Genomic DNA, 18,399 nt, shown 5'->3' with positions numbered 1-18,399 from the left:
GGCATTTATTGCTACGTGACCTTGATGAACGGCGAAGAGCCGTCTGACGAGTTGCTCAAAGAGCTGCGCACATGGGTGCGCACGGAGATTGGCCCCATCGCCTCGCCAGATGTGATCCAATGGGCCCCCGGCTTGCCCAAGACCCGCTCCGGCAAAATCATGCGCCGCATCCTGCGCAAAATCGCAGAAAACGACACAGGATCATTGGGCGATATTTCAACCCTCGCTGACCCCTCCGTCGTCGAAGACCTCATCAAAAACAGAGCTGGGGCGTAGAATCATGGACGCAGCACACACAGCCAGCACAGCGCCAATCCTTATCCTGCTTGGCCCCCCGGGGGCGGGCAAAGGCACGCAAGCGCGCGTGCTCGAGCAGAAATTCGGTCTTGTCCAACTCAGCACTGGTGATCTTTTGCGCGCGGCGGTTATCGCTGGCACGGATGCGGGCAAGGCGGCCAAAGCGGTGATGGAAGCGGGCGATCTGGTCAGCGACGCGATCGTCATCAACATCCTGCGCGACCGCCTTGCCGAGCCAGACTGCGCCAAAGGCGTGATCCTGGATGGCTTTCCGCGCACCACGGTACAGGCCGAGGCGCTGGATGCGCTTTTGTCCGAAACGGGCCAGCGCATCAACGCCGCCATCAGCCTCGAAGTGGATGATCGCGAAATGGTCACGCGCATTTCGGGGCGCTTTACCTGCGCCGGCTGCGGTGAGGGCTATCATGACAGCTTCAAACCCACGACCCGCGCGGGCATTTGCGATACATGCGGCGGTGCAGACATGACGCGGCGCGCGGACGATAACGCAGAAACCGTGGGTCAGCGCCTTGACGCCTATCACGCGCAGACCGCACCGCTGATCAGCTATTACGCACGCAAAAACGCACTGAAAAATGTCGATGCCATGGGCGATATCGCCCGCATCTCGAAGGACTTGGCTGCATTGGTCGCACACGCGACCGCCTAGCGCAGCAAAGGGAGTGGCATAGGAAACAAGCCTTTGCTTTTGAAACGAAATGGAAAGAGAGGGAGGACGCCAAATGGCCGACAACTCATCCAACAACGCATATTGGGCAGCCAATGTGCGCATCATCTTATGGAGCCTCGTGCTCTGGGCGATCGTGTCGTTCGGGTTCGGCATTTTGCTGCGCCCGCTGTTGTCGGGCATTTCCGTCGGCGGCACCGATCTGGGCTTTTGGTTCGCGCAGCAGGGGTCGATCCTCGTGTTTTTGGGGATCATCTTTTTCTACGCCTGGCGCATGAACAAACTCGATGCCGAACACGGCGTTGACGAGCAATAGGAACGGGAACAATGGATCAGTATACACTTAATCTGCTGTTCGTAGGCGCATCCTTCGCGCTCTACATCGGCATCGCGATCTGGGCTCGCGCAGGCTCCACATCTGAATTTTACGCAGCCGGTCGCGGCGTTCATCCGGTCACCAACGGCATGGCAACAGCGGCAGACTGGATGTCTGCAGCCTCGTTCATTTCGATGGCGGGCCTCATCGCTTTTACCGGCTACGACAATTCGACCTACCTCATGGGTTGGACAGGCGGCTACGTTCTGCTCGCGCTCCTGTTAGCGCCATACCTTCGCAAGTTCGGCAAGTTTACCGTGCCCGAATTCATCGGTGATCGGTTCTATAGCCCGACTGCGCGTATGGTTGCAGTGGTCTGCCTGATTGTCGCCTCGGTCACTTACGTGATCGGCCAGATGACCGGCGTCGGCGTTGCCTTTTCGCGCTTCCTGGAAGTTAGCAACACGGCAGGTCTGCTCATCGGTGCCTGCGTTGTTTTCGCATACGCGGTTTTCGGCGGCATGAAAGGTGTGACCTATACGCAGGTCGCGCAGTATTGCGTGTTGATCATGGCCTACACGATCCCGGCGATCTTCATCTCGCTGCAACTTACAGGTAATCCGATCCCCGGCCTTGGTCTGTTTTCAGAGTACAAGCCCGGCGGTGAAGCCTCTGGCCTGTATTTGCTGGAAAAACTGGATCTCGTGGTTCAGGATCTCGGCTTTGCCTCCTACACGGGCCATCATCAAGATACGTTGAACATGGTTCTGTTCACCCTGTCCCTGATGATCGGTACTGCTGGCTTGCCCCACGTCATCATGCGCTTTTTCACCGTTCCAAAAGTGTCTGACGCACGTTGGTCTGCGGGTTGGGCGCTGGTGTTTATCGCGCTTCTCTATCTCACGGCCCCTGCGGTCGGTGCGATGGCGCGCCTGAACATCATCGACACGATCTACAACAATGGCATCACCGAAGAGCCGATCGAATACGAAGCGCGCCCCACTTGGATGAAGAACTGGGAGGTCACTGGCCTTTTGAAGTTCGAAGACAAGAATGGCGACGGACGTATCCAGTTCTACAACGATAAATCCGAGAGCTTTGCCGCCACGGCTGAAGCGAATGGCTGGAAAGGCTCCGAGCTGGACGTGAACCGCGATATCCTCGTGTTGGCGAACCCTGAAATTGCACAGCTTCCCGGCTGGGTGATTGCCCTCGTGGCGGCGGGCGGCCTTGCGGCGGCCCTGTCCACGGCGGCAGGCTTGCTGCTCGCGATCTCTTCATCGATCTCGCATGATCTGTTCAAAGGGCAGCTCACGCCGGATATGTCTGAAAAGAACGAATTGCTGACCGCGCGGATCGCCATGGCCGTCGCGATTGTGATCGCAACCTATCTGGGCCTCAATCCTCCGGGCTTTGCGGCGCAAACGGTGGCACTTGCCTTCGGCCTTGCTGCGGCATCGCTGTTCCCAGCTTTGATGATGGGCATCTTTTCCAAGCGCATCAACAACAAAGGCGCGGTTGCGGGCATGCTCACAGGTCTGATCGTGACGCTGATCTACATCTTCCTGCACAAGGGTTGGTTCTTTGTGCCGGGCACGAACAGCTTCACGGATGCAGAGCCACTTCTGCTCTCGATCAAATCCACCTCCTTCGGTGCGATCGGTGCAATGTTGAACTTTGCGGTGGCTTACTTTGTCTCCAACGCGACAGAAGACACGCCGCAAGAGATCAAAGACCTTGTCGAGAGCGTTCGTGTTCCACGCGGCGCAGGTGCAGCCACGGATCACTAAGCCAAGGCTTTGAAAACAAACCTGCCTCCGATACGTCGGGGGCAGGACATTCACATAAAGGGACGGCCCGACATGGCGCTCAGCACTGAGATGATCGCAGATTTTCTGCAAAGCGTGCATCCCTACGACAGTCTCGAGCGTGCCGAACGCCACGCGCTTGCGGCCAGAATTACCCCCCAAACATATGCTCCCGGCGATGATATCTATGAGCTCGGCCAAGGCCTCGAGGCGCTGTTCATCATCTATCGCGGAGAGGTTGCGATCCGCGACGAGACGAGCGCGCCGCTTTCGCAGCTCTCAAAGCGCAACTCCTTTGGCGAGCGCGCGTTGATGCGCGGCGGCGTCGCGGCGACCTCTGCGCGCGCCCTTGGCGATACGGTTCTGCTCGCGCTCCCCACCGCCGATTTCATGGCGCTGCAAAAAAGCAGCGCAGCCGCGCGGCGGTTTTTCGATCGCACACCTGCGCCGCAGCCTGCGAAACCGTCATTGGCAACGCAGCGCGTGGACAGTTTGATGTCCACCCCCGCCCTTTGCTGCACACCCGAAGACAGCGCGCAGCAGGCGGCGCGCATCATGCGCGACGCCCGCGTCTCTGCCCTGTGCGTAACCGAGGGCGAGACACTGCAAGGCATCGTGACCAATCGCGACTTGAGCGGTAAAATTCTGGCGGAAGCGCGCGATTTCGCGACGCCCGTCAGCCAGATAATGACCCCTGCCCCCGTGACGCTGCCGCCCTCTGCCATCGGCTCGGACGTGCTGCATCTGATGATGGAGCGGCGCATCGGCCATGTTCCGATCGTCGCAGCGGGCAAACTCGTTGGCATCGTCACCCAAACCGACCTCACCCGCGTGCAGGCAGTCAATTCAGGCGAAATCGTCGCGGAAATCGCGCGCGCAAACTCGGCAGAGCAGATGGCTTTGGTCACAGCGCGCATTCCGCAGCTTTTGATGCAGCTTACTGCTTCGGGCCTCAGCCATAACGTCGTAACGCGGCTGATCACCGATATTGCCGATGCGGCGACGCGCTGTTTGCTTGCCCTTGGAGAGGCGAAACTCGGCCCGCCGCCTGTTCCCTATCTTTGGCTCGCCTGCGGATCGCAGGGGCGCCAAGAGCAGACGGGCGTTTCGGATCAGGACAATTGCCTGATCCTTCATGATGACATGCGCCCCGAGGATGACGTCTATTTCGAAGCCTTGGCGAATTTCGTTTGTGACGGGTTAAACACATGTGGCTATGTTTATTGCCCCGGCGATATGATGGCGCGCGAGGCGCGCTGGCGTCAGCCGCTACAGGTTTGGCGCAGCTATTTCGAGACATGGATCGCGACCCCCGACAAGGAAGCGCAGATGCTCGCCTCAGTCATGTTCGATTTGCGCGCCATCGGCGGCGATGCCAGCCTGTTTGCGGATTTGCAAAGCAGCACGCTGGAAAATGCGTCGAAAAACTCGATCTTCGTCAGCCATATGATCGCCAATTCCCTGACCCACACCCCGCCTTTGGGGCTGTTTCGCGGCTTTGCGACGCTGCGCGATCGCGAGCACAAGAACCGCATTGACATGAAGCACAACGGTGTCGTGCCCGTGCTCGATCTGGGCCGTGTCTATGCGTTGCAAGGCGGATTGGCACAGGTCAACACACGCGCGCGCCTTGAGGCGGCAGCAGCCGCGGGTGTGCTGTCCCGCTCTGGCGGCGCGGACCTGCTCGCGGCCTATGATTTCATTGCGCAAACGCGGCTCGAACATCAGGCAAAGCAGATCAAAGCCGGGCAAGCGCCTGACAATTTCCTTGCGCCCAGCTCTTTGCCCGACTTTGAGCGAAGTCATCTACGCGACGCATTTGTCGTGGTAAAAACCATGCAATCGGCCCTCGGGCACGGGCGGGGTATGCTCGGATGATCCGCGCGATATCGGGAGAATAATATGTTTGTCGAACTTATAGGTGTGATCTTTGCGGGCATCGCGATGGCGGGTACCGTGATGTTGCTGAACCGCCTTTTGGGCGGGCGCATCCCAAAATGGATGATGCCCGTTGCCGCAGGCCTTGCGATGATCGGCGCAACGGTGTCCAATGAATATACATGGTTCGAGCGCACGCAGGCAGGTCTGCCAGAGGGCATCGAAGTCGTCGCGCGTTTCGAGAAAAAAGGCCTGCTGCGTCCATGGACCTATGCGCGTCCCTACGTCGATAAATTCGCAGCGCTTGATCGCCAATCCTTGCGCCAGCATGCAGAGCAGCCTGATATGAAGCTGCTCGATCTGCTGCTGTTCGGGCGGTGGGCAGCGGTGCAAAAAGTGCCAATGGTCTTTGATTGCAAAGCCGGCGCGCAAGCCGCGTTGATCGAGGGTGCCGAATTTGCCGTAGGCGGCGCGCTGCAAAACGCCGATTGGTTCACGCCCCCGTCGGGTGATCCGGTGCAAAGCGCAGCCTGCGAAAGGGTATAGACATGTTCACCTCGCTCAGTTTGCGTTTGCGGATATTTCTGTTCTTCGCAGCATTCGCTGCGGGCGCTTTGGCGGTGGTGGTTTTGGCGCTTGTGATGGGCCACGCCAGAGGCGGGGGCGGCGCGGGGTTCGTTCAGGCCGGGCTGATCGCGGGCTTCGGAATTCTGGGACTGAGCGCGGGTATCTGGCTTTTGTTCGATGAAAACGTCGCCAAACCGATCGAGCGACTGGCCGCGCAAATGCGCGCCCGCGTGCACGGCGGCGTCAGCGGCGGGCTTGATCTGGAAGCGGCGCGCTATCTTGGCGATCTTGCCCACGCAGCCGAAGCCGTCACCGACGGGCTGGCAAAAGGCGCAATGATCACCGCACAAAGCGTGGCTTTGGCGACGGAGAAACTCGCATCCGAGCGCGAGCGCCTCACCGCGCTTTTAACCGAAATTCCGGTCGCGATGATCATGATCAGCCCGGCCCATAAAATCGTGCTTTATGATGGACAGGCCGCGCAAGCACTGGCGCTGATCGCGCCGCCGCGCCTGCAAGCCTCGATCTTCGACTACCTCGACGAAGCCTGCCTGCGCGCTGCCTATGGGCAGATGGCAAGGACCGGACTTGATGCACCATTCAGCGCAAAAGGCGCGCATGGCGTGCATGAATTCGCAGCGAGCATTAAGCCCCTTGGCGATGCCAAGGGCTATATGCTGGTGCTGGAAAGCGGCGCACATCTGGACCCTGCCGCGCCGCGCCCATTGGTCTACGACTTTGATCTTCTGGAGGACCCGGAAAGCGAGGTGCTGCTTGAGCGGCCTCTGCGCAGCCTGATTTTCACGGTGTTCGACACGGAAACCACAGGGCTCTTGCCGCATAAAGACGAGATCGTGCAGATCGGCGCAGTCCGCGTCGTGAACGGACGTATCATCGCGGGCGAGACACTGGATATGCTGGTCAATCCTGGAATGTCAATTCCGCGCAGCGCCACCCAAATTCACAAGATCAGCGATCATATGGTGGCTGGCGCGCCGCCCATCACAGAAGTCGCACGCGAGTTTCACGGCTTCGCGCGCGACTCGGTGATCGTCGCGCATAACGCGCCTTTCGACATGGCGTTTCTGCGCCGCCATGCGCAAAGTACAGGTGTACAATGGACCCATCCGATTTTGGATACGGTTTTGCTTTCTGCGATTATTTTTGGTCAAAGCGAAGAGCACACGCTGGATGCGCTGTGTAATCGATTGGACGTGAGCATCGAAAAGCGGTTGCGCCACACCGCGATTGGGGATGCAGCAGCGACGGCGCAGGTGCTGTGCAAGCTCTTGCCCATGCTTGAGGCCCGCGGCCTTGCAACGCTGGGCAAGGTGATCGAAGAGAGCCGCAAACACGGGCGACTGCTCGATGATGCGAATGTGTAAATGGTTTCTGATCCGCTAGGCGGATCCGACCGGCGTGGGGGCCAGCCCCCACACCCCCGAGGTATTTAAAGACCGAAGAAGCGGGCAGGTTCAGGGATGTTTAAGCCGCTCGAGGACTTCGACGCCCTGCATCTTCAGGAAATGGAGGATGTCGATAAAGACCCAGTTTTCAGCGAGCTTGTCGCCCTCGCGGCGGTATAGATCGACGATGCGCATCTGCGCATCCACAGACGAGGCCGTTAGGCCAAGAAAGCCGCCCGCATTGCGCATGGTGAGGCTGGGATAGCCGAAGAAGCCACCATAACGGCCCTCGGCGAAGCGGCATTGATGGCCATTGTGGCGGATAAATTCGAGACCGTTCTCGAACGCGTTGGTATGGCCGCGTTTGTAGCCGTCACGCCACGCGCTCGCACCGATGCCTGCGGGGCCGAACCAGCACATATCCTCATGCCAGAAGCGCGCAAGATGCTCGTGCGGGCTTTGAACACCCTCGCTCACAAGCTCTGCTACCATGGCATTGATCAACTGAAGCGTTTGCGCGCCTTGCTCTGGCGGCTGCACTTCGAGCAGATTTCCATCCTGCGTGCGCGGTGCGGGCGTCATGATTTCAGCGCCTGTGGAGATGGGCAAAGGGCGCAGTCCCGCTTGGTGGATTACGCCCAGAATATCGCAGAAGGCGGCGGTCTCGGCGATGACGCCATTCTCTATGCGGTGAAACTCTGCATAGCGCAGGAACGTCATTTTTCGCGTCGCTGGAATGGTCAGCCAATCAGCGTCGAAATTACCCAGAAGGTGGCCCATTTGCACCACCCAAACGCTATCGCCTGCATCGATGAAATTGTCCCCAGCGAGCAACATATCCGGGCGGCGCTGGATCGGGGTTAGCGCAGATTTAAGCGGGGTCCAGAACGCCTCTGCAACTGCCTGCGCGCCGCGCAGTTCATTGAACGGGTGCATGCCGCGCCACAGAAAATCGGGGGCGCAAAACTCTGCCAAGACTTTTGCGCAGTCCTGCGGGTTTGCCGCATCAAGCGCCGCATAAAATGCAAGCACATGGGCTTTGGCAGCTTGAAGATCGCTCATGAGTGCGCCTCGCGCATGCGGGCCAGCACATCGAGGCCCTGCTGGTTCAAATAGTGCAACATGTCGATGAATATCCAGTTTTCCGCCAGCTTGTCACCCTCGCGGCGATACATGTCCACCACGCGCATTTCGGCCTGCACATCGTTTTTAGGCTGGCCCATATAGCCGCCCCCATTTTGCACCGACAGGTTCGGCCACCCGAAGAAACCACCGAAATTGCCTTCGGCAACGCGCGACAGATGCCCAACAAACTGACGATTCTCCAAGCGCGTGCGAAACGGGCCGGAGTGCTGTTCGATATAGCGCGGAATCGTATAGCTGGCACCGATACCAGTGGGACCGGACCAGGTCATATCGCGCGTCCATGTGTCGGCAAGCTCGTCCTCGAAACTGGCAAAGCGCGTGCGGTTCACGTTGATATTGTCGCACATGCGATCGATGAGGTAGAGCGTCTGCGCACCCTCGCCCGCATCCTGCGCGTCATAAAGTAAACCGCCACCGCCGCGCGGGCCAGGCGCAATCATGAACTGGCCAGTCTGGTGCGGCACGGCGATGATGCCCGCTTGGCGCATCATATGCAGGATGTCGCAGAAAAACGCGCTTTGCACGATTTGGCCGTCCTCGACGCGGTTAAATTCAGCATAGCGCAGGAAGGCCAGTTTGCGCGTAGCCGGAATATCCAGCCAAGGCTGCATCCAGTTGCCCATCAACTGACCCATTTCCACAACCCAGACCGCGCCCGCATCGCCCTTTTCGCTTTGTCCTGCGATAAAGATATCGGGGCGGCGTTGCAGCGGCCCCATCGCGCGTTTCAACGGATCCCAGAAAAGTTCTGCAACCGCCTGCGGTCCAGCTTGCTCATGAAACGGGTGCATGCCGCGCCAATCCAGATCGCGCACCATGAAAGGCGCGATCGCCTGCGCACTTTGGCCCGCAGGACTTGTGTCCAGCGCAGCCTGATAGGCGCGCACAAGTGTTTTTTGCTCTTGAAAGGCGCTCACGCCGTTATCCTTTTTGAAGAAGAATTTGCTTCCAAACCGAAGTTTCATCTAGAACCACGATTTCCTCGCGCAAGCCCCATGGACCGAAATAGGCATGCGCGAAGCCCATGACATAGACCTCTGCGCCCGTTGGAGCGCCAAACATGCCAAGCCCGTCGTGCGCGCCGTGCAATGCAAAGCGGATCGCCGCGCGCGGACTAAGATCATTGCCATCCATGCCGATCTGATGCTCGATGGTGAAATCCGCATTCGGAAAGGCGCTGCGCAGCCCGATCCAGAACCGCTCTGCCTGTGCATGGCCGCGTGCCTCGGCGCCGCCGGGATAGCTAAGGCGGCACGCGCGATCATAGTCGCGCTGCACCGTCGCCACATCGGCGCGCATCAGGTTTTGCAGAATGTCCGCGTAGCGCTGTCCGGCCTCGTGAGCGTTGCCGCACCCCTGATAGGGACCGGCGATATCCTGATCTGGCGTAAAGGGTCGTTTGGCGTACTCGACACCGCCCTCGCGCGCTATCGCAGCGCGTGCGAACTCTTCAGGGGATATCCCGAGTTGGCGGCAGATCGCACCTTGATCGCGCGCAAGCCATTCATCATCGATCTGGTTATTCTTGGCGTGGCAATCTGCAATCGCGCGAAAAGTCACCGGCTGGTTCGCCGCGACGCCGAACTGGCCCTCGTTCATGTAATGTGCGGTGCACAGCGAGCGGTGCGAGGACAGCATCCCGGCCTCGGGCGTGCCGGACCAGATCACATCCTCGGCCAAAAGCACGCGGTCGGGAAATTCGTGCAAGGTCGCGAGCGTACCGTTGCGCACCTCTCCCCGTCCGACCCCGATACCGGAGGACAAACGGAATATCAGGTTTTCACCGTACCAGTCATCGAGGCGAGCGATGCCGCGCCCTTCCCAAATATCATGGGTGATCTGGATGATGTAATCGGGGAAATCGGCGAAACGATCTTCAAAACCTTGCATCTAATCTAGCCTTTCACAGCACCTGCAGTCAGACCTGAAACGATCTGGCGCTGGAAAAACATTACGAGGATGAACAGCGGCGCGGTGGCGGACACGACCGCTGCAACGGCAAACATCACATTGCCCTCGGTCTGCGTCGTGCCAAGAAAGCTGGCAATTTTCGGCACCATCGTCTGGTTCTCTTTGTTGAGCAGCATCGTGGTCACGGCAAAATCGTTGTAGGCCAGCAGGAAGCTGAACAGACCCGTCGTGATCACGCCAGGCCACATCACGGGAATGATCACATGGCGGAAAGCCTGGAATTGCGTACAGCCATCGACCTTGGCGCTTTCGTCCAAGTCCTTTGGGATCTTCATGAAAAAGCTGTGCAGCATCCAAAGCGTGAAAGGTTGGTTGATCGCGACAAGCACGATAATCGCTGTGGGCAGGTAGCCCCAGACGTTGTATTCAAAGAAGGGCGGCAAGTAGCCCGAGACCAGCGTGATCGGCGGCATCGCGCGGAAAATCAGCGCCGTCATCAAGAGCCAGAACGTATAGCGGTAGCCCGAGCGCGACAGTGCGTATCCGCCAAGCGTGCCAAGCGTCAGCGAGATGCAGACCACGAACACGCAAACGATAGCCGTGTTCATGAAGGCGCGCCCGAAGTTCTCCTGCACCCACGCGCCCTCATAGCCTGCACCGGTGAAAGCGGAACCGTGGACTGCAATTGTGCGATCGCCGGTGATCGCATTGGTCCAGTCGGCGATAGAGAAGAAATCAAGTTCGACCTTGAAAGAGCCCCAGAGCGTCCACAGGAACGGAAACGCGGCCATCAAGAGCCAGATGATGATGAAGCCTGTCGAGAAGATGCGAAGACCCGTCGACTGGCGGTTCAAAACAGATGAGGACATGGGATCAGGCCTTCTGATTGAAGTCGCGCCAAGTGCGAACCAGCACGGGCGACAAGAGGATTGCGACGCAGATGATCGTCAGAACAGATGTGGTCGCGGCAGAGGCGAGAAGCTGGGTTTCACCGCTGAGATCATTGAAAATGATCCAACTGAGCGAGGTTGCATGCGCTTCGGCGTTGAAACCGACGATCGGCTCGAAGACGCGAAAATTATCCATGATCTGAATGAGCGCCACAAAGGTCACAAGGGGCATCAGATGCGGGATGGTCACATATTTGATCTGTTGCCAACGCGACGCACCGTCGATGCGGGCCGCTTCCAGCGTTTCGCTCGGCAAGGTTTGCAGGCCTGCATAGAAGACGACGAAGGCGAAGGGTGCCGAGCTCCAGATGCCGTAAACAATCAGCATGACCCACGTCAGCCCCGTCGAGGCCTTAAGTGAAAGGTCCGGATCCCCCGCGGCCCACTGGATGAATGTGCCGATAATTCCGCGGCTGTCAATCATCCAGAACAGGATCAGCGAGCCAATCAGCGGTGTTACGATCATTGGCAGCAGTGAGAAGAAAATCACGAAGCCTTTGAGATATTTATTAAGAGAATTGGCCCCGATTGCGATGGCGAAGCCAAGGATGATCAACATGGGCGTAACCGTGAACGTGTAGGTTAACGTGAAAGCCATGGCGCGGTAAAAGGGCAAATTGCCCAGTTTCTTGCGAAATTCGCCGAATGTCGCGCTCTCGCGCCAAGCCTGCACCACTTCGGAAATCGCAAGGTGGCCACGATCAAAGTAAATATCGAGGCCGACGAATTTGCCCAGCGGTGCGGCTTCTTTGAGCGCAGCGCTCGCATCTTGATCAATGGTGGTCTCTTCCTTGCAGCCGAAGGGGCCGCAATTTTCGACGATGCGGAAGACCTGATCGTGCGGCGTGTGAACCGACTGGATGATGACGGAAATAATTGGAAGTGCGATGAACAACAACATCGCGATGGCGGTCGGTGCGAAGAAGGCAAGGAATGTCTTGTGGCGCATGGGGTTTGCCCTTCAATTCGCGGGTTTGCTCGGGGGAAGGGCAAGGCAGAGCAGCTTGCGCCCATCTTGAGCGATATGAGTAGGAAACGGCGGGCCCGAAACAGGCCCGCCGCATGAGATGGTTTACTTGAGGAAACCGGATTCTTTCGCAGCTGCCGTGTAGGCCGCTTCGACATCTGTCAGAGCTTGCTCTGCGCTTTCCTTGCCTTGCATGAAGTCGGAAAGCTCAGCGCCAAGTGCCGTGTGCAAAAGGCCCTGGTAGGGCAACATCGGATATGGCACCGCGCCGGAGGCTGCTGTAGCGAACACGCCCGCAGCTGCTGGTGTCGGCTCGTAGCCGTCGATCAGCCAAACCGCTTCCTTGGATGTGGTTTCATCCAAAATAGCAGGCGAAATACCGTTCTTCATCGCGATGAACGTCGCTTCCGCATCTTCGTCAGAGATGTTCTTGGCCACTGTCCAGCCGTCCCACCAGAGCGTTGTCGCTGGTGTTTCACCGCCACCGACCGTCAAAGGACCGCCGAGCATCGTCGCATCTAGGATGTCCTGCGGAAAGCCGTCTTCGGCATTCCATGCACCCGCGCGCGAGCCCCACATGTTCATCAGTGCGGCATTGCCCGCTTTCCACTCTGCGCCAGCGGCGTTGGAGTCGTGCGTGAGGAAGTCGGGGTTCATGTACTCCGAAAGCGCCTTCATCATTTCAAGAGCGGCAACGCCGGCCTCGTTGTTGACGGAAACTTCGGCTGTACCTGGCTTGAAGAACTCGCCGCCGTGGCCGATGTACATGTTGTTGAACTCTTGCGCGAGGTTCCAGCCCGCCTTGTAAGAACCGCTGATGGGGTTCTCGAGGATGCCCTGCTCGCGAATCATTTTCGCGGCAGCAAGCATTTCTTCATATGTCGTAGGCGCTTCGACGCCGATCTGCTCCAAGATGTCGGAGCGCGCGACGAGGTGCTGCGCGTTGGCCATGAAGGCAACTGCCATGACTTTACCGTCGACCGTGATCAGCTGGTTTTTCTTCAGATCAGCGCCGTGCTTGGCGACCAGATCATCGAGCGGGCGAATCACGTCTTCGTTGATCAGCGCCACGATGGATGAGTTCGCGACGATCGCAGCCGTGTACTCTGCGGGCGTGCCCTGCATGCCGGCCAGATTGATTTTCTGGTGATCCGCCGTGAGGTTGGATTTGACCTCGACCATTTCGTTGCCGCAGGCCTGAGCGTTGCGCGCAACAGTCTAGATTGCCGGAAATTCGTTGCCGATAATGCTGACACGGCCGTTTTCCAGCTTGCAGCCATGGCCATCGGCCATTGCGATCGAACCGACTGCGCACAACGCTGTCGTCAGTGCGATTTTGTTAATGAGTGACATCTCGTTCTCCCTATCGTCATTTGGCTTTGTTTGTAGCCTATTCCGCAACGTGTCACGAAGTATGCACACACGCCACGTCTTCTTTGGCAGTCACCACAGACAGGCTACCGCTTTGCATACCTTTGCAATCCTTGCGGCATTGCGCAACAGAAATTTTTTGAACGCCATATGGGAATTTCTGTTATTTCTAGAGAAACACAGCAGTTGCAATGCAAGCCAATGCTGGCTAGCGTTTGCAAACGTATTCAAAATGAGGCAGGCGATATGGCTGAAATTCAACTGAAAAGTGTCGGCAAGCGCTGGGGCAACTTTGTCGGTGTCAAAGATTTCAACCTGACGATCGCAGATCAGGAGTTCCTTGTTTTGCTTGGACCTTCAGGCTGCGGCAAGACCACGACGATGCGCATGATCGCAGGCCTTGAGGACGTCACAGAGGGTGACATTCTGGTGGATGGCAAGCGAATCAACGACCTTGATCCAAAAGACCGCGACGTGGCGATGGTGTTCCAGTCCTACGCGCTCTACCCCAATATGAACGTTTACGAGAATATTCGCTTTCCTTTGAAGGTGCGCGGCATACCCAAAGACCAGCATGATGAAAAAGTGCGCCGCGCCTCTGCAATGGTCGAACTTGATGAATTTCTGCACCGCAAACCTGCCGAATTGTCCGGCGGCCAGCGCCAGCGCGTCGCCCTTGCCCGCGCGATCGTGCGTGAACCCAACGTGTTCCTGATGGACGAGCCGCTCTCGAACCTCGATGCGAAACTGCGCGTCTCTACGCGTGCGCAGATCAAGAACCTCAGCCATGAATTGAAAGTCACGACGATCTACGTCACGCACGACCAGATCGAAGCCATGACCCTCGCTGACCGCGTCGTCGTGATGAGCAAAGGCATCGTGCAGCAGGTCGGCACACCGACTGATATCTACGATCGCCCCGCCAATGCGTTTGTTGCAGGCTTCATCGGCTCACCCGCCATGAACCTTGTGCACGGTGATCTGAGCGGCGGCACTTTCACTGCGGACCGCCTTACGGTCACCGGTCTGAACAAAGATCTGAGCGGACGCGTGACCCTGGGCTTTCGCGCCGAAGATGCCGCGATTGCAGACGGATCTGCCGAATTAAATGCCAAGGTCTATTCGCTCGAACTCCTTGGGGACGCGACGATGGTCACTGCAAAGGTCGCAGATGGTACTTTGGTTTCGGTCAAAGCGCATAAGGACTTCCGTATCAAGATTTCCGACCCCATTTCGGCAAGCATTCCGGCAGATATTTGTCATCTGTTCGATGCCGAAACCGGCGATCGGATTGATTGAAACTGCCAGCCGACAGGTATCTTCTGAGGTTTTGAAAAACGCACGTTCGCAAGGGCGCGCGTTTTTTATATGAGCCCATCCGCCCTGCCACCTCCCAAGCGCTTGCCAAGCCTGACGCTCAGCGCCACACTTGGCCTATCCATGGAAAAAATAAGCACAATTTTTCAGCGCACCGACAAAGAGGCCCAAATGAGCACAGCTTGCATTTTATGCGCCGCGATAACCGGCTCCGTGCCCACCAAGTCAGACAACCCCGCCGTGCCGATCAGCGTTACCCAGCAAGTGGAAAGCACGCACGAAGCCTTTGAAGCGGGTGCAAGCATTTGCCACGCACATGTGCGCAACGATGACGAAAGCCCAAGCTCCGATCCTGAAAAATTCGCCCGTCTGAAAGAGGGTGTTGAAAAGCACTGTCCAGGCATGATCATCCAGTTTTCTACCGGTGGGCGTTCCGGTGCGGGCCAGGCGCGCGGTGCAATGCTCTCGCTGCGCCCCGACATGGCCTCGCTTTCCGTCGGTTCGAACAATTTCCCAACGCGGGTTTACGAGAACCCGCCAGCACTGGTTGATTGGCTTTGCGGCGAAATGCAGACCTACGACATAAAGCCAGAAATCGAGGCTTTTGACCTTAGCCATATTTTTCAAGCCGCTTTGCTGTTCGAACGTGGGCGCATCAAAGCTGTGCCTTATGTGCAATTCGTTATGGGCGTGAAAAACGCGATGCCCGCAGATCGCGCCGTCTTTGACTTTTATCGCGCAACTGTCGCGCGATTATTTGGCGCGCAGGCACCTTGGTGCGCTGCTGGTGTTGGAGCAAATCAGATCGTGCTGAATGAATGGGCGATTTCCACAGGCGGCCATGCACGTGCAGGTCTCGAGGACAATGTGCGCCTTGATCGCGGCAGGCTCGCCCCGTCCAACGCCGCCCTGATCAAGCGCGCGGCCGACCTATGCGAGAAATACGAACGCCCCGTCGCCTCGCCTGCTCAGGCACGCGCCATTTTGGGCCTCAGAACCTCTTAGCCCTCAGCGCGGCGAAGTCGCATGCAAGGTCCAGCACCACGCCTCGAAAAGACGAAATAACAAACCGAATAGAAGGGGTTTTGGTGGCGGTGCAGGGATTTGAACCCCGGACACGCGGATTATGATTCCGCTGCTCTAACCAACTGAGCTACACCGCCAACAGGGCTGCGAGATACTGCAGAGCAAAACCCCCGTCAAGTTAGAAAAACGCAGCTTCGACGAATAAGCTAGGCACTGGAATGTCTGCTGCTGGACGCGCGTGCGATTGCGGCGGGGGGAAGGGCGTTGGCTTTCACGATCGCCCAGATTTTCTGACCGATCTGAAGCTGCATTTGTGTTAATGCCCGCCCTGTCACACGCGCAATCAGACGGTCCGAGCCAGAGCGCAGCGCAACCGCAACGCCCGGCCCCGTACCGACGTGAATGCCCGTGACTACTGCCTCAAGTGCATTTTGCGATGACAGGCCCACAGGGGCGGAAAGGGACAGAATTACATCCTGCGCGCGCACGCGCATGCGGACCTGCCGCCCGATCGACGCATCGACGCGGGGCACATGCAACAGCCCCGCACTCAGCCGGATCGCGCTTAGTCCGTCCTGCGCATGGCTTTCGATCACCCCTTGCAAAAGCGAGCCTGCATCTTGCACGCCAATCAGTTTGACATTCTCCGGATCCGCCAGAACATCTTCGGCCACCCCTTGCACCGCGCAATTGCCATCGCGCACGATCACCAATGTATCGGCCAGCCGCACGATCTCGGACATATCATGAGTGACGTAGATCATCGGAGGTCCGCCTTGCGCACGCAGTTGCTCAAGATAGGGCAGGATCTCTTCCTTGCGCTCCAGATCCAGCGCCGCAAGTGGTTCGTCCAATAGCAAAAGGCGCGGGTTGCTGAGCAAAGCGCGGCCCAGCGCCACGCGTTGCTTTTCGCCTCCCGACAGGGCAGCAGTGCGCCGGTTCAGCAAAGCGCCAATCCCGAGAACCTCGATCAGATCACTGCGCCTTGTTGCACCAAGCGGCCCGTCGACGGCAAAGCGGGCGCCAAAATCAAGATTGCGGGCAACGCTAAGGTGCGGAAACAAACGCGCATCCTGAAACACATAACCAATACGCCGCCTGTGCACCGGCTGGTTGACCTTTTGCGTGCTGTCAAAGAGCACGGTATCATCAAGCGTGATGCGTCCGCCCTGCGGGGTTTGCAGCCCTGCAATCATATTGATCAGCGTTGTTTTCCCGCTGCCGGATCGCCCGAACAAAACGGTAGTGCCCACAGCTGCGCTCATTCTTGCGTCGAGCGCAAAGGCACCGAGTTGGCATTGGATATCCACCTCTAGCTTCATGCGCCGCTCACCCGCGTTGCCGCGCGCCGCACAAGCGCTTCGGAGATCGCCAGGGCCGCGATTGAAATCGCCACTGAAAGCAGGATCAGGCGAAGCGCTGCACTTTCTCCGCCGGGCACTTGCAAAAGCGTGTAAATCGCAGAGGGCAAGGTTTCGGTTTGCCCCGGGATCGAGGCGACAAAGGTGATCGTTGCTCCAAATTCGCCCATCGCCTTGGCGAACCCCAGAACCGTGCCCGCCAGAATGCCCGGGCTGATCAGTGGCAAGGTGACATGCCAGAACACCGCCATGCGCGGCGCTCCAAGCGTTGCTGCGGCCTCTTCGAGTTTGCGATCTACTGCTTCGAACCCGAGCCGGATCGCGCGCACCATCAAGGGAAATCCCATCACTGCCGCGGCAAGCGCAGCGCCGCTCCAGCGAAAGGCAAGCGTAATCCCGAAAACATCGAAAAGCATCGCGCCAATCGCGCCTTGCTTGCCGAACAGCAAAAGCAGAGCGTAACCCGTGACGACCGGAGGCAAGACCAGCGGTAAATGCACCGCGATGTTCAGCAGTGCCTTGCCTTTGAACGTGCAGCGCGCCAGGAGCCATGCCACAAAAATAGCGATTGGAAGGCTTAGCAATGTCGCCGTGACCGCCACTTTAAGCGAAAGCGCGACGATCGTGATCTCCGCTGCGGTCAAACTCATTTGCAGCGCTCTTTTTGTGCTGCGGGTACAGGGGCAAAGCCACTGCGCTGGAAAATATCACCGGCCGAGGCAAGGGCCAGCGCAACGCTCTGCACATTTTGCCCATCAGCACCATCAAGGCGCGCCATGTGATACCGGATCACAGGGTACGCGCCCAGAGGCGGGGTAAACAACGCACGCACGCGCGGCTCGGCAAAAACATCGCTGGCATAAACAAACCCAAGCGGTGTTTCGCCGCGCGCAACCAGCGCCAGCGCCAGGCGCACATTGGAGGTTTGCGCCATATGCGGCGTCAGCTGCGCAAGCCAGCCCTGCCCCTCCAGATAGGCTGCTGTATATTGACCCGCAGGCACCGTTTCCAATTGCCCCACTGCAAGCCGCCCACCTGCAAGCGCAGCGATGATATCCTCGGCGCTCTGGATCTGTATGTCGCGGGCTCCGCTCGCCCCCGCAAGAACCAAAGTGTTCGCAAGCAAATGGCACCGTGTATCCTTGGCAAGCAAATCCTGCGCAGCCAGCCAGTCCATCCACTCGCCATGCGCGAGGATGACGATATCCGCACGCGCACCCTGCGCCACCTGCCGCGCAATTGCAGCGCTTCCACCATAGGCAGCGACCGCATCCAGCTTACGGGTTTCGATCACCTCGTCCAACGCGCTCTTCAGGCTGGACGCAGCAAAGATCGCGACAGGCTCCGCCCGAAGTGGCAGAGCCATTAGGAGCACGCAAAAGCCGGCGCC

17 protein-coding genes, 1 tRNA gene and 1 pseudogene are annotated in these 18,399 nt (G+C 58.4%); 9 read left to right on the top strand and 10 right to left on the bottom strand.

Annotated features, from left to right (window positions below; translation table 11 throughout):
• From B9P63_RS13270 to B9P63_RS13240, 7 genes are all read left to right on the top strand, one after another.
• Positions 1-276, top strand: a 276-nt coding sequence (locus tag B9P63_RS13270) for an AMP-binding enzyme (protein WP_425439748.1), incomplete at its 5' end; no start/stop codon positions are given.
• A gap of 4 nt (positions 277-280) precedes the next feature.
• Positions 281-967, top strand: a complete 687-nt coding sequence (locus B9P63_RS13265; protein ID WP_085309565.1) for an adenylate kinase — start codon at positions 281-283, stop codon at positions 965-967.
• Between the two features lie 73 nt (positions 968-1,040).
• Positions 1,041-1,301 (top strand): DUF4212 domain-containing protein, encoded by a 261-nt coding sequence (locus B9P63_RS13260; RefSeq protein ID WP_085309563.1) that lies wholly within the window; start codon positions 1,041-1,043, stop codon positions 1,299-1,301.
• An 11-nt stretch (positions 1,302-1,312) separates the two neighbouring features.
• Positions 1,313-3,091 carry a sodium:solute symporter family protein gene (locus B9P63_RS13255; protein WP_085309562.1) on the top strand — a complete coding sequence of 593 codons (1,779 nt, stop codon included), beginning with the start codon at positions 1,313-1,315 and terminating at the stop codon, positions 3,089-3,091.
• Positions 3,092-3,163: 72 nt separating this feature from the next.
• Entirely contained in the window at positions 3,164-4,987 is a 1,824-nt protein-coding gene (locus tag B9P63_RS13250) for a putative nucleotidyltransferase substrate binding domain-containing protein (RefSeq protein WP_085309560.1), read from the top strand.
• 24 nt (positions 4,988-5,011) lie between these two features.
• Positions 5,012-5,533, top strand: coding sequence for a hypothetical protein (locus tag B9P63_RS13245; protein ID WP_085309558.1), 522 nt, complete (start codon positions 5,012-5,014; stop codon positions 5,531-5,533).
• A gap of 2 nt (positions 5,534-5,535) precedes the next feature.
• Entirely contained in the window at positions 5,536-6,939 is a 1,404-nt protein-coding gene (locus B9P63_RS13240; RefSeq protein ID WP_085309556.1) for a 3'-5' exonuclease, read from the top strand.
• A 90-nt stretch (positions 6,940-7,029) separates the two neighbouring features.
• Here the strand turns inward: B9P63_RS13240 and B9P63_RS13235 are convergent, their stop codons facing one another.
• From B9P63_RS13235 to B9P63_RS13210, 6 genes and pseudogenes are all read right to left on the bottom strand, one after another.
• Positions 7,030-8,022, bottom strand: a complete 993-nt coding sequence (locus B9P63_RS13235) for a nuclear transport factor 2 family protein (RefSeq protein WP_085309554.1) — start codon at positions 8,020-8,022, stop codon at positions 7,030-7,032.
• A complete protein-coding gene (locus B9P63_RS13230; RefSeq protein WP_245830670.1) occupies positions 8,019-9,023 on the bottom strand; it encodes an ester cyclase in 1,005 nt (334 codons plus the stop codon). The genes B9P63_RS13235 and B9P63_RS13230 overlap by 4 nt, the downstream gene beginning before the upstream one ends.
• A gap of 4 nt (positions 9,024-9,027) precedes the next feature.
• A complete protein-coding gene (locus B9P63_RS13225; RefSeq protein ID WP_085309549.1) occupies positions 9,028-9,996 on the bottom strand; it encodes a nuclear transport factor 2 family protein in 969 nt (322 codons plus the stop codon).
• A 5-nt stretch (positions 9,997-10,001) separates the two neighbouring features.
• Entirely contained in the window at positions 10,002-10,886 is an 885-nt protein-coding gene (locus tag B9P63_RS13220) for a carbohydrate ABC transporter permease (protein WP_085309547.1), read from the bottom strand.
• Positions 10,887-10,890: 4 nt separating this feature from the next.
• The gene (locus tag B9P63_RS13215; protein ID WP_085309545.1) at positions 10,891-11,916 is read right to left on the bottom strand and encodes a carbohydrate ABC transporter permease; all 1,026 of its coding nucleotides are present in this window, start codon (positions 11,914-11,916) and stop codon (positions 10,891-10,893) included.
• Positions 11,917-12,039: 123 nt separating this feature from the next.
• Positions 12,040-13,287: pseudogene (locus B9P63_RS13210) on the bottom strand (ABC transporter substrate-binding protein).
• Positions 13,288-13,551: 264 nt separating this feature from the next.
• Here B9P63_RS13210 and B9P63_RS13205 point away from each other — a divergent pair.
• Together B9P63_RS13205 and B9P63_RS13200 are read left to right on the top strand one after the other, a co-directional pair.
• On the top strand, positions 13,552-14,604 hold the full coding sequence (locus B9P63_RS13205) for an ABC transporter ATP-binding protein (protein ID WP_085309608.1): 1,053 nt from the start codon (positions 13,552-13,554) through the stop codon (positions 14,602-14,604).
• 189 nt (positions 14,605-14,793) lie between these two features.
• On the top strand, positions 14,794-15,627 hold the full coding sequence (locus tag B9P63_RS13200; protein WP_085309606.1) for a 3-oxoadipate:acetyl-CoA acetyltransferase: 834 nt from the start codon (positions 14,794-14,796) through the stop codon (positions 15,625-15,627).
• Positions 15,628-15,708: 81 nt separating this feature from the next.
• Here the strand turns inward: B9P63_RS13200 and B9P63_RS13195 are convergent.
• The 4 genes from B9P63_RS13195 to modA all read right to left on the bottom strand — a co-directional run bounded on the left by B9P63_RS13195 (position 15,709) and on the right by modA (position 18,375).
• Positions 15,709-15,785: transfer RNA gene (locus B9P63_RS13195), tRNA-Met, on the bottom strand.
• A 69-nt stretch (positions 15,786-15,854) separates the two neighbouring features.
• A complete protein-coding gene (gene modC / locus B9P63_RS13190; protein ID WP_085309543.1) occupies positions 15,855-16,970 on the bottom strand; it encodes a molybdenum ABC transporter ATP-binding protein in 1,116 nt (371 codons plus the stop codon).
• Positions 16,967-17,659, bottom strand: a complete 693-nt coding sequence (gene modB, locus B9P63_RS13185) for a molybdate ABC transporter permease subunit (protein WP_085309540.1) — start codon at positions 17,657-17,659, stop codon at positions 16,967-16,969. Before modB ends, modC begins: the two co-directional genes overlap by 4 nt.
• The gene (gene modA / locus B9P63_RS13180; protein ID WP_176219161.1) at positions 17,656-18,375 is read right to left on the bottom strand and encodes a molybdate ABC transporter substrate-binding protein; all 720 of its coding nucleotides are present in this window, start codon (positions 18,373-18,375) and stop codon (positions 17,656-17,658) included. Before modA ends, modB begins: the two co-directional genes overlap by 4 nt.
• Between the last annotated feature and the right edge of the window lie 24 nt (positions 18,376-18,399).

Origin of the sequence: Planktotalea arctica (genome assembly GCF_002105285.1) — a bacterium.
Taxonomy (GTDB): Bacteria; Pseudomonadota; Alphaproteobacteria; order Rhodobacterales; family Rhodobacteraceae; genus Planktotalea; species Planktotalea arctica.
The sequence above is the reverse complement of the archived record's forward strand: the minus strand, read 5'-3'. Positions and strand labels throughout refer to the sequence as shown.